A 22,864-nucleotide genomic window follows, 5' to 3' on the forward strand; every position below is an offset into this window, starting at 1 on the left:
GTGTCATTGCAGACACCGACGGGTGATCGTAGCGTCGAACACGTCGGCGCCGCCAGAGCATCGGACGACGACATCAACGCCCCGCCCCAACACCCCGCCCGAGGAGGGCCTTTACTCATGGCTACGACGACTGCGACGACTGCGACGACCCTGCGCCAGCTCAACGGCTTTGCTGACACCCCGGCGACCCTCGCCGACGCCACGCTCCTCATGGTCGACTTTCAGAACACCTACACCCGGGGTGTGATGGAGCTGTCCGGCTGGCAGGCGGCCCTGGACTCGGCCGCGGCGCTGCTGGCGCGGGCGCGTGAGGCGGGTACGCCCGTCATCCACATCGTCAACGACGGCGGTGCGGGCACCCCGTACGACATCCGCGCGGAGATCGGCTCCATCCACCCCCGCGTGGCCCCGGTCAACAGCGAGCCGGTCGTGGCTAAGCAGGCGCCGAACGCCTTCCACCACACCGACCTTGAGCACCAGGTCGAGGCCGCGGGCCGCAAGAACGTGATCATCGCCGGTTTTATGACCCACATGTGCGTCACCTTCACCGCCGAAGGCGCGTTCCTGCGCGGCTACGCACCCACGATCGTCGCGGACGCGTGCGCCACCCGGCCCCTGACGGGGGCCGGGGTCGGACTGTCCGCCGAGCAGATCCATCAGAGCGCACTGGCCACGATCGAAGACCTCTACGGGGTCGTCGTGGCGCAGGGCTCCGCCCTGAAGTAAGTCCGCAATAACTCCGCCCTGAAATGAGGCGGCCTGGTTACTGGCCGAGGCGCATCAGCAGATGGCCCCGTCGGAACCGCTCGTCCTCGCCCGGCTCGCGCAGCATCCGGCCGACTTCGGTGAATCCGGCTTCGCCGGCCAGCTTCGCGAGGTCGTCGATCGGCCACCGGTAGGCCGTCGCCACCTTGTGGTCGAACGCCGTGACCGGCTCACCCTCCGACTCGAAGAAGGCGAGCAGGAGGTGGCCGCCGGGCGCGAGCACCCGACGGAATTCGGCGATGTACGAGGGCACGTCCTGCGGCGGGGCGTGAATGACCGAATACCACGACACGACGCCGTTCAGCTTGCCGTCGGGCAGGTCCAGGGCGTCCATGGAGCCGACCTCGAACCGCAGGTCGGGGTAGGTCTCGCGGGCGAGGTCGATCATCATCGGCGACAGGTCGATACCGAAGACGTCCAGCCCCAGGTCCCGCAGGTGCGCGGTCAGGTATCCGGGACCGCATCCCAGCTCGGCAACGGGTCCGGCACCGGTGGACCGCGCGAGGTCGGCGAACGCGGCGAGCATCGCGCGGTCCAGCGGGAGAGCGGCAAGCGAGTTCCGGGCGAAATCGGCGTACAGGGCGGCCATGGCATCGTAGGCATCCGCCGTCGCGGCGAGGTGCGAGGAAGGTTCAGTCACAAACGAGGACACTAGAGCCTCCCTCTCTCCCGCTGATCGCCGTGGTCGGCATTTTGAACGGGAAGAGTTGGCTGAAGAGTTGGGCGAATGAGGGTGACGCCTGATTGAATGGGGGAGATGATCTTGAGCCGCTGTCCTCCGAAAGGCAATCACTGATGTTGTCCGTCCTCGACCAGGTCCCGGCCGCCGCTGTGTCGACGGAGTTCCGCCGTCCGTCGGCACGCGCTACGACAGCGGCACGCGCTACGGCACCGGCTCGTGCCACGGCACCGGCACGCGCCACGGCATCAGCCCATGCCACGGCACCGGCCCGTGCCACGGCATCGGCTCGCATCAGGACGACAGCTCGCCGGGCGGCCGCCCCTCTCGACGCTGACGGCGCCGAGGTTCTCCGGACCATCGCCAACTCCCGTACCCCGGTCTTCATCACCGTGCATGCCAATGGCCGGCGCCGGTACGGCTACTGGCGGCCGTACGACTCCCGCACCGGCAAGGGCGGCTGCTACATGGCTCTGCCCACCGAGGTGTGCGACCGGCTGGAGGCGGCAGGCCGGATCACGTTCGGTGATCCCCTGGTGGATCCGGCCAAGACGACGTACCGCGTGTGGGTCGCCGACGCCCCTGCTGAGCCCGCTCACGCCGCTGCCAGGCCGGCCGGGCCCACCCGTACCCCGGCGGCCGCGCCGGTGCGTCGCCCGATGACATCCGTGGCATCCGCGGCTCCCGCGGCTCCCGCGGCGCCTGTGCGCCGGGTGGCGCAGAGGGCCGCCGCATGAGCTGATCGCTGCCGCATGAGCTGACCGCTGCCGCATGAGCTGACGTTGCCGGACCCTCGGCCACCCTCGGCCACCCTCGGTCATCAACGGCCGGTGATGTCCAGCGCCTCCCGGATCAGCTGTACGGGATGCCACGCCGTGCGCTCCGTACCGTGGAAGATCTGCTGGCGGCAGGAGACGCCGCTCGCGACGAGTACCGTCTCGGCGGGCTCCGCGGCGATCGCCGGGAACAGCCGGTCGCCGCCGACGGTCATGGACAGGCCGTAGTGCTCGGACTCGAAGCCGAAGGACCCGGCCATGCCGCAGCAGCCGGCGTCCAGCTCGACGACCTCGGCGCCCGGGATGCGCGACAGCAGGGCGACCGTCGCGGCCGTCCCGACCTCCGCCTTCTGGTGGCAGTGCCCGTGGTACAGGAGCTTCCGCCCGCGCAGCCAGGAGTCGGTACGCAGCCGCAGCCGGCCGTCGTCCAGCGCCTCGGTCAGCAGTTCCTCCACCTGGCGGACGCGGTCCGCGATGTCCTGGACGGTGGTGTCGTCCGGGAGCAGTGCGCGGTGCTCGTCCCGCAGTGTCATGACGCAGGAGGGCTCGCAGCCGACCACGGGTGAGCCGGGCGGAGCGGTCCGGGCGAGCCGGTGGGCCAGGTCGGATGCCTTGTCGCGCGCGTCGTCGAGCAGCCCCTTGGAGAGGCTGGACCGGCCGCAGCAGCCACCGCTCTCCAGCCGTACGTCCCAGCCCGCCCGTTCCAGCAGTTCGACGGCGGCCCGGCCGATCTCCGGCTCGGTGTAGGTGGTGAAGGAGTCGGCCAGCCAGGTCACCGGTCCCATGGGCCGCGCGCCGCCGTCCGCCCGGTCGTGGCCACGGAACCAGCGCACCAGGTTCCGCCGTACGAAACGGGGGAGCGGCCGGGCCGCCGCGATGCCGAGCCGACGGCCCATCAGGCGCCGCAACACCAGTGCCCGGCCGGGCAAGTTGGACAGTGGGGCGGTGGCCGAGCCGAGGCGGTTCAGGAGACGGATCGCACCGAAGACGCGGGAGCGCAGCGGCACGCCGTGCAGATCATGGTGGTGGGAGAGGGCCTCGGCCTTGAGCGAGGCCATGTCCACGCCGAGCGGACACTCGCTCTTGCACGCCTTGCACATCAGGCACAGGTCGAGCACTTCGTGCAGCCGCTCGTCGCCCAGCGCGCGCTTCGGGTCGGGTTCGGAGAGCGCCTTCACCAGGGCGCCGGCGCGCCCTCGGGTCGAGTCCTCCTCGTTCTTCGTCGCCATGTACGAGGGACACATCGCACCGGCGTCGGCCTTGCGGCACAGGCCGATGTTCATGCAGCGGTCGGCCGCGCCGCGCATGCCGCCGACGACTTCGAAGTCCAGCCGGGTGCGCAGCGCGGGGGCGGGCGGCAGGGCCGGGTCGCGGAGGTGATCGGTGAGGGCCGGGGCGTCCACGATCTTCCCCGGATTCAGCCGGTTCTCCGGGTCGAATACCCGTTTGACCTGGCGCATTGCCTCGTACAGATCGGGGCCGAACAGCTCCCGGTTGAACTCGCTGCGCGCCAGTCCGTCGCCGTGCTCGCTGGAATTGACCCCGCCGTACTCCGCGACCAGGTCCTTGACCTCTTCGGCGACGGCCCGCATCGTCTGCTGCTGACGTGGGTCGGTGAGGTCGAGGAACGGGCGGACGTGCAGGCAGCCGACCGAGCAGTGGCCGTAGAAGCCCGCCGTCAGCCCGTGCCGGTTCAGCACCTTCTTGAACCGGCGGGTGTACTCGGCGAGATGGGCCGGGTCGACGGCGGTGTCCTCGACGAACGCCAGCGGCCGTTTGGTGCCTTCGCTCGCCGCCATCAGCAGACCGAGGCTCGACTTGCGGACTTTCAGGAGCGCGGACTGCTCCGCCGCGGTGACGGCCTGAAGCGTGTGGTAACCATGGCCGTGCCGGTCCCACAGCGCGACCAATTTCTGTAGCTTTCCTCGGAGTTCGGAATCGTCGTCGCCGGTGAAGGAGACGAAGAGGAGCGCTTCCGGGGCGCCGTGCAGAATGCTGCCGAGCGAGGCGTACTCGATCTTCTGCCGGGACAGGTCGAGGATCGTCCGGTCCATCAGTTCCACCGCTGCCGGGTCGCAGGACAGTGCGTCCTCGGTGGCGCCGATGGCCCCGGCGACGGAGGTGAAGTGTCCGACGGCGATGACCGTACGGGCCGGTTTGGGCACGAGGCCGACGAGGGCCTGGGTGGCGACGACGAGGGTGCCTTCGGAGCCGACGACGAATTTCGCCAGGTCGAAGGGGGTGTCTTCGCGGGCCAGTCGGTCGAGGCGGTAGCCGCCCGCCCGGCGCCAGAAGCGCGGGAAACCGTCGGTGATGGCGTCGGCGTTGTCCCGTACGAGGGCGGGGAGGTCGCGGTACAGACGGCCTTCGAGCGTCGTGGCGTCGGCGCGCCGCAGCCGTTCTTCCTCCGTCACCGGGCCGAGGCGGGTGGTGGTTGCGTCGGAGAGCACCACGTCCAGGGCGCGTACGTGGTCGATGGTCATGCCGTAGCGGAGAGAGCCGCTGCCGGCCGAGTTGTTGCCGATCATTCCGCCGATGGTGGCGCGATTGCTGGTGGAGGTGTCCGGGCCGAACATCAGGCCGTGCGGTGCGGCGGCGCGGTTCAGCTGGTCCTGCACCACTCCCGGCTCCACCAGCGCCGTCCGGCCGTCGGGGTCCAGCTCCACGATGCGGTTCATGTGCCGGGACAGGTCGATGACCAGCCCGGATCCGGTGGTCTGACCGGCCAGGCTGGTGCCGGCACCGCGCGGCAGCAGCGGGACGCCGTGCTCCGCCGCGGCCGCGACCGCCGCCCGTACATCGTCCGCGTGGCGCGGGAACACCACGCCGAGCGGCGTGATCGCGTACATGCTCGCGTCCCGCGAGAACAGGTGACGGGTGTAGTCATCGAACCGCACTTCGCCGTCGAGGTTCGCCCGCAGGCTCCGCTCCAGGTCGCGGGCGGGGGCGTCGGCCCGGGGAGCGGGGGTCTCGTCGCTGATCGCTGTCATGGGTGGCGACTCCAAGTGACCGGTAGGGGCGAGGAGTTGATGCGTTCGGCCGGATCAGGCGGAGCGCAGGTGCGCCAGCGCCGCGAGCGTGCCCGCCGGATCGACCGGTACGCCCGCGAGCTCCAGGCCCATCTGGACGCCCGCTAGCGTTCCCGCCAGCGTCAGATCGTTGAAGTGGCCGAGGTGGCCGATGCGGAAGACCTTTCCGGCGAGCCGGCCGAGCCCCGTGCCGAGCGACATGTCGAAGCGTTCGAGGATGACCTTGCGCACGGTGTCGGCGTCGTGGCCGTCGGGCAGCAGTACCGCGGTGAGGGAGGCCGAGTGCTCACGCTCGTCGGCGCACAGCACCTCCAGCCCCCAGCCGCGGACCGCCGCCCGGGTCGCCGCGGCGTGCCGGGCGTGCCGGGCGAAGACGGCCGGCAGCCCTTCGTCGGCGAGCATCCGCAGCGCCTCGTCGAGCCCGTAGAGGAGGTTGGTGGCCGGGGTGTACGGGAAGAAGCCCCGCTCGTTCGCCTCGATGACCGGGCCCCAGTCGAGGTACGCCTTCGGCAGTCGGGCGGTGCGCGCGGCGTCGAGCGCCTTGCGGCTGACGGCGTTGAAGCCGAGGCCCGGCGGGAGCATCAGGCCCTTCTGCGAGCCGGCGACCGTGACGTCCACGCCCCATTCGTCGTGGCGGTAGTCGATCGAACCGAGCGAGGAGATGGTGTCCACCAGCAGCAGGGCCGGATGCTCCGCGGCGTCCATGGCCGCGCGGATCTCGGCGATCCGACTGGTCACGCCGGTGGAGGTCTCGTTGTGTACGACGCAGACGGATTTGATGCGGTGCGCGGGGTCCGCGGCCAGCCGTTCGGCGAGTACCTCGGGGCTCGCGCCGTGGCGCCAGTCACCGGGGACGAAGTCCACCTCAAGGCCCAGCCGGAGTGTCATCTCCCGCCAGAGAGCGGCGAAGTGGCCGGTCTCGAAACACAGCACCCGGTCGCCCGGGCTGAGGGTGTTGACCAGGGCGGCCTCCCAGGCCCCGGTGCCGGAGGACGGGTAGATCACCACCGGACCCGATGCGCCGAACACGGCCTTGAGCGCGGGCAGCAGACGGTGCGTCAGCTCGGCGAACTCCGGGCCGCGGTGGTCGACGGTCGGTGCCGCCATGGCGCGAAGTACCTGATCGGGCACGTTCGTCGGGCCGGGGATCTGGAGGAAGTGGCGGCCGGTGCGGGCGGTCATACGGTCAACTCCCCTTCGAGGGTTGTGCCGTGAGACGGCACGCCGTATCGTCTTGTGGCACGCGGAGCATAGGCGGGGCCTGCGGAGGGAGTCAACGGGTGCAGAACGTCCTCAACGCACTGCGGGCGCTGGAGGAGATCGCCGCCCGGCAGCCGGTCGGCGTCGCGGACCTCGCCCGGGCCATGGAGCTGCCCAAGAGCACCGCGCAGCGCACGCTCACCACGCTGCGCACCGCGGGCTGGATCAGGCCGGCGGCGGGCACGCCGACGCGTTGGGTCCTCACCACCAAGGCGCTGCTGGTCGGGCGGCGGGCGGCCGGTGAACTCGGGCTGCGGGACGTGGCCGTACCGGTAATGGAGGAGCTGCGCCGGCGTACCGACGAGACGGTCCATCTGGCCGTTCCCGAGGGGGACCGGATCATTCTGATCGAGCGTCTGGAGACGAGCCGGCCGGTGCGGATCATCCTGCCCCTGGGGCAGAACCTCCCCGCCCACGCCTCCGCCAACGGCAAGGCCGTCCTGGCCGCGCGCCCCGATGACGCCATCGAGCGGTACCTCGCCGAGGGGCTCGCCGGCTACACCGGTACCACGATCACCGACCCGGACCGGCTGCGCGCCGAGATCGAGGAGATCCGCCGGCGGGGCTACGCCACGAACGGGGGCGAGTGGCGCGCGGACGTCTCGGCGGTGGCCGCTGCGGTACGGAACGACACCGGTACCCCGGTCGCGAGCATCAGCATCAACGTGCCGACGAGCCGGATGGCCGAGGTGTCCGAGAGCGAACTCGGTGCGCTGGTCGCCGCGGCGGCGAAGGAGGTCGAAGCCGCGCTGGGGCGGCTCTGAGGTTGACGGACGGGGCCGATGTGGTCGCGCGGCATCCCTTGACGTGATGTGGCGCCGCTCACATACTCGGCCCGGACCGGAGGGAATGTTCCGCCATGCGGAACTTCTTTGGTGTGCGCGCATCCCTCCTCATGACCGTCGACCGAAGGCGAGGAAGCCTCGTGTCAGATCACGTCATTTCCCTCATCGCGCTGGTGGTGGTGTTCGCCGTCGCCACCCTCACCTCCGTGCACATGGGCGCCCTGGCCATCGTGGCCGCCTTCGTGGTGGGCACGGCGGTCGCCGGCGAAACCGCGGACGACATCTTCGGCGGCTTCCCCGGCGATCTGTTCGTCGTCCTCGTCGGCGTCACCTTCCTCTTCGCCATCGCCAGGAACAACGGCACCGTCGACTGGCTCATCCATACCGCCACCCGCGCCGTCCGAGGCCGTATCGCGCTGATCCCCTGGATGATGTTCCTGGTCACCGCGGTGCTGACGGCGGTCGGCGCGGTCGTTCCGGCCGCCGTTGGCGTGGTGGCCCCCATCGCCATCGGCTTCGCCACCCGGTACCGCATCAGCCCCGTCCTCATGGGCCTGTTCGTCATCAACGGCGGTAGCGCGGGCGGCTTCTCGCCCATCAGCATCTTCGGCAGCATCACCAACGGCGTGGTCGCCCGCAATCAGCTGCCGGGCGACCCCATGCTGCTGTTCGTCAGCTCCTTCCTCTTCAACGCCGCCCTCAGCGTGCTCGTCTTCTTCCTGTTCGGCGGGCGGAAGCTGATCGGACGGCGAGCGCAGGAGGTGACTGCCGAAGAGCCGGGGGAGACCGGCGCGCCGGTCACGGACGACCGGCCCACGGGCGGTACGGGAGGCGGCACCGCCGCTGACCTCGCAACTGCACCCGCCGCAACCGTAGTTGACGGCAGCCCGCTCGCCGCCCCGCCCCTCACCCTCGACCGCATGCGCGCCCTCACCCTCCTCGGTCTGCTCTGCCTCGTCCTCGGCGCGCTCTTCTTCGACCTCGACGTCGGCCTCATGGCGCTCACCGTGACCGTCGTCCTGGCCCTCTGCTCGCCCCAGGCCGCCAAGGGCGCGGTCGACCGCTGCGCCTGGTCCACCGTGCTCCTGGTCTGCGGCATCGTGACCTACGTCAGCCTGATGGAACGCATGGGCACCATCACCTGGCTGGGCGACAGCGTCGCGTCGGTACAAGCTCCGCTGCTGGGCGCCCTGTTGATCTGCTTCATCGGCAGCGTGGTCTCCGCCTTCGCCTCCACCACCGGCATCCTCGGTGCGCTGATCCCACTGGCCGTACCGTTCCTCCTGGGCGGACACGTCGGCGCGGTCGGCATGATCACCGCACTGGCGCTGTCGGCGTCCGTCGTGGACTCCTCGCCGTTCTCCACCAGCGGCGCCCTGGTCACCGCCAACGCCCCCGAACCGGTCCGGGACCAGGTCTTCCGACGGCTGATGACCTGGGGGATGGGCATGACGCTGGCCGCACCGCTGGTGACCTGGGCGTTCTTCGTCGTACCGGGATGGCTCTGAAGTACGGGGCAGGGGCGCTTCAGCGCCCCGTCCACCGTGGCCGCTCCTTGCGCAGGAACGCATCGACCCCGTGATGGAAATCCTCGCTGCCGAAAACGGTGGAGACGATGTCGTCACCATCGGGCACGGCCGCCCGGCGCAGCCGTGCCACCGCCTCCTTCGCCGCCCACATCGACAGCGGGGCATGCCCCGCGAGGGTACGCACGGTCTCCTCGACGGCCGCGTCCACCGCGTCGTCCTCGCACAGCTGGGTGACGAATCCCGCGGCCGCCGCCTCCTCCGCGTCCAGCAGCCGGGCTCGCAGCAGCAGATCGAGCGTACGCGCGCGGCCCAGGTGCTGGACCAGGAGCGACATGGTGTTCATGGACAGGCAGTTGCCGAGCGTGCGGGCGATCGGCGCGCCGAAGCGCGAGGAGCGCGTGGCGATCCGCAGATCGCAGACGGACGCGAGGATCAGGCCGCCGCCGATGCAGTGGCCGGTGACAGCGGCCACGGTCGGTACGGTGACCGACTCCAGCCGGTCCGCCACCTCGGTGATCCCCGCCTCGTACGCCACCCCGTCCCGCCCGTCCCGGAACTCCCGGAACTGCCCGATGTCGGTACCGGCCACGAACGCCTTCCCACCGGCCCCGCGCAGCACCATCACACGGATGCCGTCGTCAGCGTCGGCCCGCTCGCACGCCTCCCGCAGCCCTTCGTACATCTGCCAGGTCATCGCGTTGTGCTGCGCGGGCCGGTTGAAGGTCACGGTGAGCACCGCCCCCTGCCGGGCCACCAGCAGCTCGTCGTCCGCCGCCGGGGCCTCACTCATCGCCATGCTCCGTCCCGTCGGTGTCTTCTCTCCCCCACCCTTCTTTCCCCGGCCCGTGGACCACCCCGTCCGCCATCAACGCACTGATCCGCGCCGGGGCGTACCCCAGGCCCGCCAGCACCTCGACGGTGTCCGCGCCGAGCACCGGCCCGGCCGTGTCCCGGCGGGCCGGGGTCGCGGAGAAACGCATGGGGGAGCCGAGCTGCCGTACCGGTCCCAGCAGCGGGTGGTCGGCGTCCCAGAGGAAGCCGCGCTCGGTCAGATGCCGGTCGGTGAAGACCTGGTCGGTCGTGGCGATGGGAGCGCAGGGCACCCCGGCCGCGTCCAGCCGCTCGACGATCTCCGCACTGTCGAGCGACCCGGTGACCTCCTCGATCGCGGGGATCAGTGTGTCGCGGTGCGCATGACGCGCGGTGGTGGTGGCATACCGCGGATCGCCGAGCAGCTCCTCCAGCCCGAGTGCGGTGGTGAAGTCCTTCCAGGTCCGCGGTGTGATCGCACCCACCGTCACCCAGCCGTCCCGCGAACGCACCGCCTGGTACGGCGCGTTGGTCTGATGCGCGGAACCCAGCCGCTGCCCCGCCTCACCGGTCGCGAAGTAGCGCCCCGCCTCCCAGATCGTCAGCGACACCGCGGATTCGAAGAGGGACACATCGATGTACTGGCCCTCGCCGGTGGTCTCCCGGGCCCGCAGTGCGGACACCGCCGCCAGCGCGCCGTACAGCCCGCATACGAGATCGCAGACCGGCACCCCCGCCTTCACCGGGCCGCTGTCCGGCTCCCCGGTGATGCTCATCATCCCGGACCGGGCCTGCGCCATGATGTCCAGGCCGGGGAGGTGGGCCAGTGGCCCGTCCTGACCCCAGCCGGAGGCGGAGACGTAGATGAGCCGCGGGCAGGTGGCGCGCAGGTCGTCGTAGCCGAGCCCGAGCCGCCGCATCGCGCCCGGCCGCAGATTCTCCACGAGGACGTCGGCCGTGCCGACCAACTCCCGCAGCAGCTCAGCACCTTGCGTCGTCTTCAAATCCACCGCGAGCGAGCGTTTGTTGCGATTGAGCCGGACGAACGGCGAGCTCTCCGACCCGATGAACGGCCCGTTGGCACGCACGGGATCCCCGGTGCCGGGGCTCTCGACCTTGATCACCTCGGCCCCGAGATCGGCGAGCTGCATGCCCGCGAAGGGAGCCGCCATATAGGCACCGATCTCCACGACCCGCACGCCACTGAGCGGGGCGGCACCGTCCGGGGGACCGTCGGGGGAGGGGGCCATCCGCTACCTGCCTCTCAGCCGGGTGAGCCCGGCGGTACGGTCGGTTCTCCTGAGCCGTCCACTGTCCGCAGTCGTCTGCTGTCTAGAGCCGTCTACTGTCTACAGTTGGCGCAACCCCAGGGCAAGAGCGCCTGGTTACCCGCGAGCGGGTGCCGGGCCGGCGGGAGGATGAAGCAGCGCGGCGTTGCCCGCTCCGGCTAGCATGTGCTCACGAAGCGCAGTCGGTTGTTCGCCGTGTGATAGGGGCAGGGCCCCGGTCCTGGAGGCAGCGATGGCGGTGGAGCGCGGAAACCAGGAGTCGCAGGCGCGCGTACCGGACCGGCAGGGCGACGGCACGCTGCAGTTCCGCACCGGTGACGTCGACCGGGCCCGCGCGTGGATCAGCGAAGTCATGCACTATCCCGTGACGCTGAACCCCCTGGCCGAGGCAGCCCGCTTCGCCTTGGACATGCGCGGGATGCAGCTGGGCCCGATCAATGCCAACACGGTGACGTACGGCACCCACTGCCTCGGCAGAAGCAGTGGCCTCGGCGTTGCGTACCACATCAACTTCACCATCACCGGCACGGCGCTCGAGACCCGCCGAGGGGAGACCTTCACCTGCACAGCCGCGGGAGGACGGCTGCCGGTGTTCGAACCGACGGGCACGGTCACCACGGAAATGAGCGACGACGCCGAGGTGCTCGCACTGGGCTTGGACCGGCACGCGGTGGAAGGCACGCTGGAGGAGTACCTCGACCACCCTGTCCGGCCGCTGCACTTCCCCGGCGGCTTCGATCCCACGGACGGCGAAGGCCGGACACTGTCCGGGCTGGCACAGGTCCTGGAGCGTGAACTGCGCACCCCCACAGGACTGTTGGAGCACGAGATCGTCACCGTGAAGCTCGCCGACACGCTCCTCACGACGATGCTGTACGCCACCCCGCACCAGTACCACGAGGAGCTCATCCGGCCGGCGCCGCGCACCTGCCCGCGTCCGGTCAAGCGGGCGATCGACGCCATGCAGGCCGATCCCGCGCACGCCTTCACCATGCGCGAACTGGCCGGCATCGCCGGCGTCGCCCCGCGGTCCCTGCAGGCCGGGTTCCAGCAGCACATGGAGACCACGCCGATGACGTATCTGCGCGCGCTGCGCCTGGAGCGCGCGCACCGCGACCTGACCCGCCCCGGGTCCACCGAGACGGTCACCGAGGTCGCGGTGCGCTGGGGCTTCACCCACCTGGGCCGCTTCGCCGCCGCCTATCGGGCCAGGTACGGGACCCTGCCGTCACAGGCGCGCCGGGGCTGACCGCCGGGGTCAGCTCTGCCACGTCGGGAGGCTGATGCCGTGGAGGTTGCGGTACGCGGCGCGCTCCGGCTGCCGCCAGCCCGCCAGCAGCTCGGGGTCGACCCTGTAGACCTCGACGCCGATGGGATGGCAGACCTCGACGGGGTCGTGCGCGTCCGGGCCCCACATCGGCACGGACAGGTCGCCACCGGGGCAGGTGGACAGCGCGCAGAGCAGGTCCAGCTCGGCGAAGAACTCGAAGTGGTCACCGGGGCGGGCCGGGCAGTCCTTCATGAAGTACTGGTCGTCCTCGTTCAGCCCGGTGCACTGGAAGACGTTCAGCACGTCGTGCACGTCGAACTCGGTGAGGCCGTAGGGGAGGACGGCGCGCGTCAGGTTGCTGTGGCAGTGGAAGTCGAATGCCTCACCGGTCAGCATCTGATTGACGTACGGGTCGCAGCGGGTGCCCAGCAGGTCGTGCACCCGGCCGCCCTCGGCGTCGCGCCCGTACTCGGCCAGCGTGTCATCGGTGATGGTCAGCAGCGGGCGCAGGAACGGCAGATTCGACCAGAGCCGGTCGTACGTGCTGACGTGGGCGCGCTGGAGCTGCCGCGTACGGGAGGCCCACAGCCGCTCGCGCGGGTCGTTGCGGTTCCACACGTTGAGGTCGCCGACCTGCGGGCCGTCGATGGTGACCAGTCGGCACAGGTGCCCGGCCGGCACCTCCCACGCCCTGCCGGAGCGGATCGGAATCTCGAACCTGTCGACGAGCTCGCGGCCCTCGGGGGTGCCGGACACCCGGTCGTAGAAGTCCTTGTCGACGTCGAGCGGGCCGCCCTTGGTGGCCTGGTAGGCGGCTGCGGTGGTGGCCATGGGGATCCTCCTCGGAGTACTCGAAGCAAAGGTCGGCCCGGGTCAGCTCTGCCGGGCCGCGGCGGCCGCCCGTACCATGTCGACGACCTCGCGCTCGGAGTCGTCCAGGTACTGCCGCAGGGCCGCCGCGGCCTCGGCCCGCCCGCCGGAGCGCAGTGGTGCCGAAGAAGCGGTCCACGGCAGTGGCGTGCCGGGCGGCAGTTCACCGCGGCTGATGCGCTCGCGCAGCCGGTCGGCCACGGTGTCGGCGGCGACGTCACCCTGGGCGCTGTCGGCGCGGGTCTCCTCGGGCATACCGGGGACGGTACCCCAGCATTTCTACGTCGACAGCTCGGGCCCGAAGTGGCACCTCGGCGGCGCCTGGGAGCCGGGCGCCTCACCGCTTCAGGGCACGAGGACGATGCGGCCGCGGAGGCCGCCTTCGGCCAGCCGGGCGTGGGCCTCAGCGGCGGCGTCGAGCGGGTAGGTCTGAGCGACGCGGGGCAACAGCGCACCCGTGTCGGCGAGGCGGGCCAGTACGGCCAGCTGTGCACTGTCGGCCCGTACGTCCAGGGCGTCGATCCGGACGCCGCGCTCGGGCTCCGGCTCCTGGCCGGGCCACAGGCCGACGTAGGCGCCGCCGTCGCGGACCGCGGCGAGCGCGTCGCGCCCGAGCATCGCGGCGTCGAGTACGCCGTCGAAGCCGGCAGGCGCGGGGGTCCGGCCGCGGGCGAGGAAGTGGCCGGCGCCCCGGGAGACGACGAACTCCTCGTCACCGGCGGAGGCGAGTGCCGTGACCTTCAGTCCGCGGTGGTGCGCGAGTTCCACCGCGTGCCCGCCGACCCCGCCGGCGGCTCCCGTGACCAGCAGGTTCTGCCCCGGGCGCAGTGCCAACATCTCCAGCGCCTGGAACGCGGACAGTGCGTTGAGGGGCAGGGCCGCGGCGTGGACGTCGTCCAGCGTGGCCGGGGCGGCCGCGGTGGCATCCGCGTCGAGCACGGCGTACTCGGCGTGGGTGCCCAGGGGAGTGCGGTGGCCCGTGGCCAGGCCGATGACACGGTCGCCGGCCGACCAGCCCGTCCCGTCGCCGACGGCGTCGATGGTGCCGGCGACGTCCCAGCCCAGGCCGATCGAGTCACCGTCGCTGCCGAAGACGCCGGCACGCATGGCCGCGTCCACGGGATTCAGCGCGGCCGCCGCCACCTTGATCCGTACCTGTCCCGGGCCCGCCGCGGGCACCGGGAGCTCGGTGATCTCGACCGCCTCGGGTCCGCCGAAGCGGGAGACTGTCGCGGCGCGCATGAGCATGATCTTCCTCCGACGTCATTTCTTACGTTGAGTGCGTAATGGAATGGTGGGTCAGAATGGAAGGCGATACAAAAGGCACACCCGTGTGCGCAACGGAACGGAGGCCGGGATGACAGCCGAGTCGCAGGCCGGCCGGGCGGCTGTTCCTGCCGGGCCCTGCTCGCGCTGGCCGGCGGAGCAGGGCGAGACCATTCGGCAGATCGTCGAGCGAGCCGGCGACAAATGGGCGGTACTCGTGATCGGCACCCTGGAGACCGGCCCCCTTCGCTACACCGATCTGCAGCGCTCGATCCCCGGCATCTCTCAGCGCATGCTCACCCACACTCTGCGCCAGCTGCGCCGTGACGGTCTGGTCACCCGGACCGCCTACCCCGAGGTGCCGCCGCGGGTGGAGTATGCACTGACCGGGCTGGGTGCCACCCTGCTCGATGCCGTCACCGCGCTGATCGACTGGGCCGGCACCCACCACGACGAGATCTCCCGGAACCGCTCCCGCTTCGACGAGCAAGCCGAGCAAGCCGGGAAAGGCGAGCAAGCCGGGCGAGCCGGAAGAGCCGAGCAGGCCGCCAAGAAATCCTGACGCCGGCTACGAGTCCTTGGTGCCCTTCTCAAGTTGCTTCGCAAGGTCCTGGTCGACCTTCGTCGCCTCGCGGTACACCGTGTCGGCCATGTCCGCCAGTCCGGTCAGCTGCTCGTCGATGTCGCCGCGGCCGTCTTCCCAGTTCGACTCGAAGCTCTCCATTTTGTCCACGACGCCGTCGTCGCCGATGTCCTCCGCGTACGAGTCGAACATCTTCTTGGTGGCGTTCATCCGGCTCTTGATGGACCGCAACCGGCCGCCGAACCCTTCGAGCTCGCTCAGCGGTATCGCCAGCCGCCCCTCGTCGCCGCTCATCCAGAGCCTCCCCTGCAGCAGTGTCCTCATACGGTCGCGCGAACAACCAGCCTATGCACATGCACCCACCACCGCGCCACCGCGGTTCTGACCGGCCGTAAGGTGGGCGGCGACCCCCGGTACAAGATCGGGCTGCGGGAGGGGAGCAGACGATGACCCGTAGAAACGAAGCACAGACCATCGAGCGGAGCGGATTCCGCATCAAGGTGCCGAAGTCCTGGTGGGAGTTCGACATCCGCCCCGCGTCGCGCGACGACACCATCCGGCAGCTGGTCAACGAACGCATCCGGCAGCGCCCGGAGTTGGCCGAGCACCGGGACGCCTTCACCTCGTTCCTGCGGAAGGCGGCCCGCGACGCCTGGCAGTCCGGCGCGTTGTACTGCGGTTGCATGGCGGACTCCTTCGGTGGCGCGGCACCCGTCACCGCCTCGGTGACCGTGTCGGTGATCGGCGCGCAGACCGACGACGGCGAGGTCCTGTCCACCGACCCCCGGCTCATCGCCCAGCAGATCAGCCCCCGGAAGGCGAAGCGCGAGGGTGATGCGTGGCGCGAGGTCACCACTGTCGACATCCCGCAGGTGGGACCCGTGGCGCGGACCCGCGGGATCGAGGACATCACCGTCCCCGGTGACGAACGCACCGTGCGGGCGGTGTTGATGCAGACCTTCATTCCCGTGCCCGAACAGCAGGGCGCGGTGGCGCTGGTGTCCGGCAGCAGCCAGGTGCTGGATCTGGCGGACTCCTTCTTCGACATGTTCGACGCCATCACCTCCACGTTCCGCTTTTCGTAACGCCTCCGCTGCACGGCGGCCGTCGCCCGACTCGACGCCCCCGCCGCACCGCGGCGTTTCGCGCCTCGCTGACCAGCCCGTATCCGTAGGCCCCGGCAGACCTCTCTTCACCCGTGTGAGTGAAGGCAGTTAGGGTTGTTCCGGAACATTGTGCTGACTGCAGTTGAGTGTGTGACGGGGGAGTTGACGTGGGCGGCCACCGGCCGACGGACTGGCACGTGCTGGACCTGGACGAGGACCCGACCCCCGGCGATCCGGACCGGGTGCGGAAACTCGCCGGTGAACTGCACGAGTTCGCGGAGGATGTCGGTGCTGCCCTGCGGCAGATCACCAACATGGCTTCCGAGGATGCGGTGTTGAAGTGGTCGGGCCGCTCCGCGAAGAAGTTCAAGGAGGAGTTCGACGGCGTCCCGGGCAATCTGCGGAAGCTGCGGACCTCGTACGACATGGCGGGCGATGCCATCGCCGCCTACTGGCCGAAGCTCGAACGCGCCCAGGCGCTGGCCGACCGGGCGTTGCGCAAGGGCCGCGAGGCCCGCACCGACCTGACGGCGGCTCAGGGGCGGCTGGACTCGGCCACCGACTGGGTCAAGACCGCCAGCGCCCAGACCAAGGCGTACGACGACGCCAAGGGCCCCGAGGCCCCGGACGAGTCCAAGGTGCGTGCCGCGACCCGCAACGCCCAGCAGGCCAACTCCGCCCGCAGCGACGCCCAGGGATCGGTCGACAGTGCCCAGTCGGCCCTGGATGCCGCCAGGGCGATGGCTCTGGAGGCCAAGGAGCTGCGCGAGGACGCCGCCCGGGAATGCCAGAACAAACTCGAGGAAGCCTCCGACGCCGGTATCCAGAACCGCCACTGGTGGGAGGAGGTCGCCAAGTTCTTCGCCGACAGCTGGGACGCGATCGTCTCCGTCTGCAAGGTCATCGTCGCCGTCGTCGGCATCATCGCAATGATCGTCGGTGGCCCGATCCTCGCCGCCATCGTGCTCGTCGCGGCGGTGGTGGTGCTCGCCGACACCCTCTCGAAATTCGCGAACGGGAAAGCCAGTCTCTTGGACGTCGGCCTGGCCGCGCTCGACTGCATTCCCGGCATGAAGGGTTTGACCACTGTCGCCGGAGCAGCCAAGGGCATCAAGTCCGCGGCCAAGGGGCTGCGCTCCGGCGAGCTGCGCAATGCCGTGCGGGTGGGCGGCAAGGAGCTTCTCGGCAAGGCCAAGCCGGTCAAGGGCCGGTGCAAGAACGGCGACCCGATCGACATGGTCTCCGGCGAAATGCTCATGGAGCAGACCGACGTCGCCCTGCCGGGCGTGCTCCCGCTCGTCCTCCAGCGCACCCACCTGTCGACCTACCGCTGGGGCCGCTGCTTCGGTGCCTCCTGGGCCTCCACCCTCGACCAGCGCCTGGAACTCGACGGAGAGGGCGCCGTCTTCGCCGCCGAGGACGGGACGCTCCTGTCCTACCCCGTGCCCCAGCCCGGCCGCCCCGTCATGCCCGCGGCAGGTCCGCGCCGGCCGCTGGAATGGGACGGGACCGCCAACGGCCTGATCAGGATCTCCGACCCGCGCACCGGCCTCACCCGTCGTTTCGCCTCGCCTGCGGCGAGTGCGCAGCACTCCTCGGAACAGCTGGTCCTGCCGCTCCACTCGATCACCGACCGGAACGGCAACGAGGTCACCTTCGAATACAACGACGCGGGCCTGCCGACCGCGATCCGGCATACCGGCGGCTACCACATCGCCGTCGACACCGCAGACGGCCGGATCACCGGCCTGCGCCTGCTCGGCACGGACGAAGGATCCGACGGCACCCGGCTCCTGCGCTACGCCTACGACGGCAATGGCAATCTCACCGAGATCTACAACTCCTCCGGCCGGCCGTTCCGGCTCACCTACGACGATGATGCGCGCATCACCTCCTGGACCGACCGCAACGGCTCCTGGTGCCGCTTCACCTACGACGACGAGGACCGCTGCATACGCGGCGAGGGCATCAACGGCATCCTCAGCTGCGCCCTCAGCTTCGACACCGAGAACAACGTCACCCGGTACACGAACTCCCTCGGCCACACCATCACCTACCGCTACAACGAGCGGCTGCAACTGGTCTCCAGCACCAACGCACTCGGTGCGTCGCTGACCAACGAGTGGGACGACAACGACCTGCTGCTGTCCCAGACCGACGCCCTCGGCAACACGGTCGGCTATACCTATGATGCCGCCGGCAACATCACGCGCATCACCCGCGCCGACGGCAGCACCGCCGAGGCCACCTACAACGACCTCCACCAGGTCGTGCACGCCGTCACCCCCGGCGGCCAGGTCTGGGAGCACACCTACGACGACCGCGGCAACCACACCGCCACCGTCGACCCCTCGGGCGCGGCGGTCCAGTACGAGTACGACGCCAACGGCGCCCTCGTCGCCGTGACCGACGCGGCCGGCAACACCAGCCGGGCCCGGTGCAACGCCGCCGGTCTTCCGGTGGAATTCACCGACACGCACGGGGCCGGCAGCCGGCTGGTCCGCGACACCTTCGGCCGCGTGGCCGAGTTCACCGACGCGCAGGGCCGGACGACGGAGACGGCCTGGACCGTCGAGGGCAGGATGTCGTGGCGCCGGTACCCGGACGGACGCGTGGAGTCCCTGGACTGGGATGCCGAAGGCAACCTGACGGCGGAGACGGACCCGGCCGGCAATGTGTCCCGGTACCTGGTCGGTCCTTTCGGGCAGGTGGCGCAGCGCATCCAGCCGGACGGCACCGCGTATGCCTCCACCTACGACACCGAGCTGAACCTGCTGCGGGTGACGGATCCGTACGGCCAGAGCTGGGAGTACACCTATGACGCCGCGAACCGGGTGACCTCGGAACGCGACTTCTCCGGCAGGACCCTCACCTTCGAGGTGGACGCCATGGGCGGGCTGGTGTCCCGGGCCAATGGCGCGGGCGAGTCCATCCACTTCCGGCGGGACCGGCTCGGCCGCACCGTCGAGATGGCGTACGACGGGCAGTCATCGCACTTCACGTACGACGCCTTGGACAACGTCGTCCGGGAGGACGGCGAAGGAGTCACCGTCGAGCGCGAGTTCAGCCCGCTCGGCCTGCTCCTTTCGGAGAGCATCAACGGTCGCGTCACGCGCTACCGCTACGACGACCTCGGCCGCCGCGTCAGCCGTGTGACGCCCACGGGGATCGAGTCCACCTGGTCGTACGACCCGGCCGGGCAGCCCGACGCACTGGAGACGGCCGGCCACCGCATCGCCTTCTCCTACGACGCCGCACACCGGGAGATCTCGCGCCGCCTCCCGGGCGACGTCACCCTGACCCACGCCTGGGACGGGGCGGACCGCCTCACCGAACAACAGGTCAGCCGGGGCGCCGGAGATGCCGCCACCCTGCTCCAGCACCGCACGTACTCCTACCGGGCCGACTCCCACCTCACCTCGGTGTCGGACCTCGCCACCGGCACCCGCCGCTTCACACTCGACCCGCTCGGCCGGGTGACGGCCGTGGACGCCGGCAGGTGGACGGAGCGGTACACCTACGACGGCATCGGCAACATCACCCGGGCCCAGACCCCGGGCATGGACGACGGCGATCAGGAACGCGCCTTCTCCGGCACCCGGATCCAGCGCACAGGCCGGACCGTGTACGAGCGCGACGGCGAAGGCCGCATCATCCGCACGGTCCGCCGGCTGCTCAATGGACAGAAGCGGACCCGGTCCTACACCTGGAACAGTCAGAACCAGCTCGTCGGCACGACCACACCGGACGGCACGCAATGGCGGTACGCGTACGATCCGGCCGGCCGCCGAATAGCGAAGCAGCGGCTCGACGAGCACGGCGGTGTCTCCGACGAAGTGCTCTTCGTCTGGGACGGCGCCCGTCTCATCGAGCAGACGACGCGCTCGGGCCGCACCACGTCGTGGGATTACTCGCCGGGAAGCCACTTCCCGCTGACGCAGCTCGACCACCGGTCCGGTGGAAACGACTCCGACTCCGACTCCGACATCGACGCCGAATTCCACGCCATCGTCTCGGACCTGTCGGGAACGCCCTCGGAGCTCATTTCCGCCACCGGCGAGGTGGCCTGGAAGCACCGTGCAACGCTCTGGGGCGCCCCGCTGCCGGAGGCATTGCAGGAGAACACCGCGGCAGACGGAGTCCACTGCCCGCTCCGCTTCCCCGGCCAGTACGCGGACGCGGAAACGGGCTGGCATTACAACTTCCACCGCCATTACGACCCCGGGACCGGGCAGTACACCTCGCCGGACCCACTCGGCCTGGCGCCCAGCGCGAACGACACCGCGTATGTCTCCAACCCGTACAGCTGGATCGATCCGCTCGGGCTGGTCTGGCAGGATCCGAACAACGGCATGCGCTTCGGACGGGATCCGAGCCTTCCGCCGGGCCCCCGCCAGTACACGCGCGAGAACCAGTACCCTGGCGGGTACCGTCAGACCACCCACGACCACATGACCAGGCACTACACCGACGAAGGCCGTACCCAGGGGAAGGCACCGGTGGACGCCAACGGGAGCCGCATCCCCCGGGAGCAGCTCACCTGGTACAACGGCCGGGACGAAGTGATCTGGAATCCGAACGCCAACAACCCGAAGCCATTCCACAAAACCGTCACCTACGAGCACAGAGATCCCGTGGTGGACCACTGGAACAACCAAGGCAGGTTCACTGACCGCGCGACCAGGAACGATTTCTACAACGACGTGCGACACATGGAACCGATGCACTGGAGCGAGAATTCCAGCGGTGGTGCACGCATGAAAACCACGTACATCCAGCAAGTCGGGAACGGATATTCGTGCAGCTGAGGCTGCCGAACACGGAGACACTATGGATATTCGAGAGACAGTCGGCAGCTTCAGCAATTCGACTCCCCTCCCCGGGCTGGAGGATGCCTGGCACTGGTCTCCCGCTCCCGGCCTCGACTTCGCCGGCGCCCTCTCCGCCGATCGCGAGCGGCTGCTCCAGCTGAGCGCTCGCGACAGCTATGACGAGGGTCTGGCCACCGCGGTCCTGGAGTTCGCCCGGTCGCACGAGGCGGAGCTTTTCTCCGGCAATCCCCACCTCGGCGCCGTCGGCGGATTCACGGCCCCCGATGGCTATACATTCGACACGGTCGTGGCGCTGCGACCCGAGGTGCACAACCACTACAGGTTCGAAATGCCGGACCTCACCCCGTACGTAACCCTTGCTTTCCCGGCGTATGCCTGTGAGTTCTCCGGCAAGGAAGACCTCACGGAGGCGGAGACGCGTTACCGCATGGTGCGGTTGAACCACTTCGACAGGGAGCCGCAGCCGTACCTCAAGATGCGGTTCATCAACACGAAGACCCGTGCCCGAAGCGAAGGAACCGACCGTGGGTTCGCGGAGCCCAGCCGGCTGTTCCAGGAGCTTCGCGACATGGAAGGCGGCTACGAGAGCATCGTCGAGTTCGAGAACCGGCACGGCACGGTCTGGCGTGTGATGTGGTACGACGGCTGGCACATCGCCGACTGGACCACGCAGTCCGGCGAGCCCAGCGAAATCGGCCTGGAAGAGCTCCTTGAGTTCAGCCGGGCACGGCTGACCGAGTAGGCAGCGCAATATCCAGTGCGTGTTCGCGGACGTGGTCCAACGCCCGGCCGAGAGCGCCCACGGAGACGATCTCGTCGCCGAATCCCGAGGCGACGACCTCGGGGAGCGGCGGGGGCGCCGGCGAGGATGACTCGTTCGGTGTCGAGGAGTGCGGCGAGCGTGCTGATCGCCGACCCGCCGCGGGCGCCGCGCAGCAGGTGGCCCTCGCCATGGTGGTCGGTGGCGGCACCACCTGGCTGGAGCCCGTCACCGACGAGCAGTACGCCGCCGCCCAGATCAACAGCTGACCGTCACCCCGCCGTCAGCGACGGGGAAGGCAGCAGGCGCAGCCGTGGTGCGGAAGCGGGCCCGGTAGACGGTGGGGGAGACGCCGAAGGCGTGCTGGAACGCGCGCCGCATGGTCTCCGATGACCCGAATCCGGCCTGTTGCGCGACCTCCTCCACGGAGGCGGTGTCGGAGGACAGCAGGGCCTGGGCTGCCTCCACCCGGACGGCGTCGATGTACTGCCCGGGCGTCATGCCCGTCTCCTGGCGGAAGAGACGGGCCAGATGCCGGGCGCTGATGCCGAGCTGCGCGGCGAGTGCCTCGGTGCCGCGCGGGAGCGACGGATCCGCGGTGATCTCGTCCATCGCCCGGCGTACCAGCGGATGCTGGGACTGCTGCGGGGTCATCCGGACGCTGAACTGCGACTGCCCCCCGGGGCGTGCCATGAAGACGACCAGCTGGCGGGCCACCTCCCGCGCGAGATCGGCTCCGTGGTCCTCCTCGACCAGGGCGAGGGCCAGGTCGATGCCCGCGGTGACGCCGGCAGAGGTGATCACATGGCGGTCGCGTACGAAGACCGGGTCCGGCTCCACTCGCACGCGGGGGTAAGCGGTCGCGAGTTGCGGTGCCAGCTCCCAGTGGGTGGTGGCACGCCGGCCGTCCAGGATGCCGGCCTGGGCCAGCAGGAACGCGCCCGCGCAGACCGAGGTCACCCGTCGCGCCCGCGCGGCGAGACCGCTGACGAGTGACATCAGTGCGTCGTCGGCGGTCGCGCGCCGCCAGTCCCTGCGGCCGGGCACGAGCAGTGTGTGCACGCGCTGGGGCAGTTGCGCGAGTCGGGCCGTGGTCCCGATCCGCAGGCCGGAAGAGGTGTGCACGTCGGCACCCGCGGGGGAGACGACGCGCACGTCGTAGCGGGCACCGTAGCGATTGGCCGTGGTGAAGACCTCCAAGGGTCCGCTCACGTCCAAGAGCTGCACCTGATCGAAGGCCACGATCACGATGCTC

At 70.1% G+C, this 22,864-nt stretch carries 19 protein-coding genes; 9 read left to right on the forward strand and 10 right to left on the reverse strand.

The window, feature by feature from the left end; genetic code table 11:
* Window positions 1–117: 117 nt before the first annotated feature.
* Window positions 118–726, forward strand: coding sequence for an isochorismatase family protein (locus CCS38_RS09750; RefSeq protein WP_223732808.1), 609 nt, complete (start codon window positions 118–120; stop codon window positions 724–726).
* Window positions 727–763: 37 nt separating this feature from the next.
* Here the strand turns inward: CCS38_RS09750 and CCS38_RS09755 are convergent, their stop codons facing one another.
* Window positions 764–1,405, reverse strand: a complete 642-nt coding sequence (locus CCS38_RS09755) for a class I SAM-dependent methyltransferase (RefSeq protein ID WP_223732809.1) — start codon at window positions 1,403–1,405, stop codon at window positions 764–766.
* Window positions 1,406–1,836: 431 nt separating this feature from the next.
* Here CCS38_RS09755 and CCS38_RS09760 point away from each other — a divergent pair, with 431 nt between their 5' ends.
* A complete protein-coding gene (locus CCS38_RS09760; protein WP_308050774.1) occupies window positions 1,837–2,181 on the forward strand; it encodes a hypothetical protein in 345 nt (114 codons plus the stop codon).
* An 83-nt stretch (window positions 2,182–2,264) separates the two neighbouring features.
* Here the strand turns inward: CCS38_RS09760 and CCS38_RS09765 are convergent, their stop codons facing one another.
* Together CCS38_RS09765 and CCS38_RS09770 are read right to left on the reverse strand one after the other, a co-directional pair.
* Window positions 2,265–5,210: an FAD-binding and (Fe-S)-binding domain-containing protein gene (locus CCS38_RS09765; protein ID WP_223732810.1), complete on the reverse strand. Its 2,946-nt coding sequence runs from the start codon at window positions 5,208–5,210 to the stop codon at window positions 2,265–2,267.
* 54 nt (window positions 5,211–5,264) lie between these two features.
* The gene (locus tag CCS38_RS09770; RefSeq protein WP_223732811.1) at window positions 5,265–6,431 is read right to left on the reverse strand and encodes a pyridoxal-phosphate-dependent aminotransferase family protein; all 1,167 of its coding nucleotides are present in this window, start codon (window positions 6,429–6,431) and stop codon (window positions 5,265–5,267) included.
* Window positions 6,432–6,529: 98 nt separating this feature from the next.
* Between CCS38_RS09770 and CCS38_RS09775 the strand changes: the two genes are divergently transcribed.
* Complete coding sequence (locus CCS38_RS09775) at window positions 6,530–7,273, forward strand: IclR family transcriptional regulator (protein WP_223732812.1); 744 nt, start codon at window positions 6,530–6,532, stop codon at window positions 7,271–7,273.
* Between the two features lie 161 nt (window positions 7,274–7,434).
* Window positions 7,435–8,802, forward strand: coding sequence for an SLC13 family permease (locus CCS38_RS09780; protein WP_223732813.1), 1,368 nt, complete (start codon window positions 7,435–7,437; stop codon window positions 8,800–8,802).
* A 19-nt stretch (window positions 8,803–8,821) separates the two neighbouring features.
* Here the strand turns inward: CCS38_RS09780 and CCS38_RS09785 are convergent, their stop codons facing one another.
* Window positions 8,822–9,613 (reverse strand): enoyl-CoA hydratase/isomerase family protein, encoded by a 792-nt coding sequence (locus CCS38_RS09785; RefSeq protein ID WP_223732814.1) that lies wholly within the window; start codon window positions 9,611–9,613, stop codon window positions 8,822–8,824.
* A complete protein-coding gene (locus CCS38_RS09790; protein ID WP_223732815.1) occupies window positions 9,606–10,883 on the reverse strand; it encodes a CaiB/BaiF CoA transferase family protein in 1,278 nt (425 codons plus the stop codon). Before CCS38_RS09790 ends, CCS38_RS09785 begins: the two co-directional genes overlap by 8 nt.
* 271 nt (window positions 10,884–11,154) lie before the next feature.
* Between CCS38_RS09790 and CCS38_RS09795 the strand changes: the two genes are divergently transcribed.
* Window positions 11,155–12,171, forward strand: a complete 1,017-nt coding sequence (locus CCS38_RS09795; protein ID WP_223732816.1) for an AraC family transcriptional regulator — start codon at window positions 11,155–11,157, stop codon at window positions 12,169–12,171.
* 9 nt (window positions 12,172–12,180) lie between these two features.
* Here CCS38_RS09795 and CCS38_RS09800 read toward each other — a convergent pair whose 3' ends face one another.
* The 3 genes from CCS38_RS09800 to CCS38_RS09810 form a co-directional block, all read right to left on the reverse strand.
* Window positions 12,181–13,023, reverse strand: coding sequence for an urea carboxylase-associated family protein (locus CCS38_RS09800; RefSeq protein ID WP_223732817.1), 843 nt, complete (start codon window positions 13,021–13,023; stop codon window positions 12,181–12,183).
* A 42-nt stretch (window positions 13,024–13,065) separates the two neighbouring features.
* On the reverse strand, window positions 13,066–13,317 hold the full coding sequence (locus CCS38_RS09805; RefSeq protein WP_223732818.1) for a GntR family transcriptional regulator: 252 nt from the start codon (window positions 13,315–13,317) through the stop codon (window positions 13,066–13,068).
* A 90-nt stretch (window positions 13,318–13,407) separates the two neighbouring features.
* Entirely contained in the window at window positions 13,408–14,304 is an 897-nt protein-coding gene (locus CCS38_RS09810; RefSeq protein ID WP_223732819.1) for an NADP-dependent oxidoreductase, read from the reverse strand.
* Between the two features lie 115 nt (window positions 14,305–14,419).
* Here CCS38_RS09810 and CCS38_RS09815 point away from each other — a divergent pair, with 115 nt between their 5' ends.
* Window positions 14,420–14,890, forward strand: a complete 471-nt coding sequence (locus CCS38_RS09815) for a winged helix-turn-helix transcriptional regulator (RefSeq protein WP_223732820.1) — start codon at window positions 14,420–14,422, stop codon at window positions 14,888–14,890.
* A gap of 6 nt (window positions 14,891–14,896) precedes the next feature.
* On the opposite strand, the gene CCS38_RS09820 is transcribed toward CCS38_RS09815, so the two are convergent.
* Window positions 14,897–15,205, reverse strand: coding sequence for a hypothetical protein (locus CCS38_RS09820; protein WP_223732821.1), 309 nt, complete (start codon window positions 15,203–15,205; stop codon window positions 14,897–14,899).
* Between the two features lie 152 nt (window positions 15,206–15,357).
* Here CCS38_RS09820 and CCS38_RS09825 point away from each other — a divergent pair, with 152 nt between their 5' ends.
* From CCS38_RS09825 to CCS38_RS09835, 3 genes are all read left to right on the forward strand, one after another.
* Window positions 15,358–15,996 carry a hypothetical protein gene (locus CCS38_RS09825; protein ID WP_223732822.1) on the forward strand — a complete coding sequence of 213 codons (639 nt, stop codon included), beginning with the start codon at window positions 15,358–15,360 and terminating at the stop codon, window positions 15,994–15,996.
* 188 nt (window positions 15,997–16,184) lie between these two features.
* Window positions 16,185–20,825: an RHS repeat-associated core domain-containing protein gene (locus CCS38_RS09830; protein ID WP_223732823.1), complete on the forward strand. Its 4,641-nt coding sequence runs from the start codon at window positions 16,185–16,187 to the stop codon at window positions 20,823–20,825.
* 22 nt (window positions 20,826–20,847) lie between these two features.
* Entirely contained in the window at window positions 20,848–21,591 is a 744-nt protein-coding gene (locus CCS38_RS09835) for a hypothetical protein (protein WP_223732824.1), read from the forward strand.
* Between the two features lie 276 nt (window positions 21,592–21,867).
* On the opposite strand, the gene CCS38_RS09840 is transcribed toward CCS38_RS09835, so the two are convergent.
* The gene (locus tag CCS38_RS09840; RefSeq protein ID WP_223732830.1) at window positions 21,868–22,860 is read right to left on the reverse strand and encodes a GlxA family transcriptional regulator; all 993 of its coding nucleotides are present in this window, start codon (window positions 22,858–22,860) and stop codon (window positions 21,868–21,870) included.
* Window positions 22,861–22,864 lie beyond the last annotated feature (4 nt).

Origin of the sequence: Streptomyces purpurogeneiscleroticus, assembly GCF_020024005.1 — a bacterium.
In the GTDB taxonomy this organism is placed as follows: domain Bacteria; phylum Actinomycetota; class Actinomycetes; order Streptomycetales; family Streptomycetaceae; genus Streptomyces; species Streptomyces purpurogeneiscleroticus.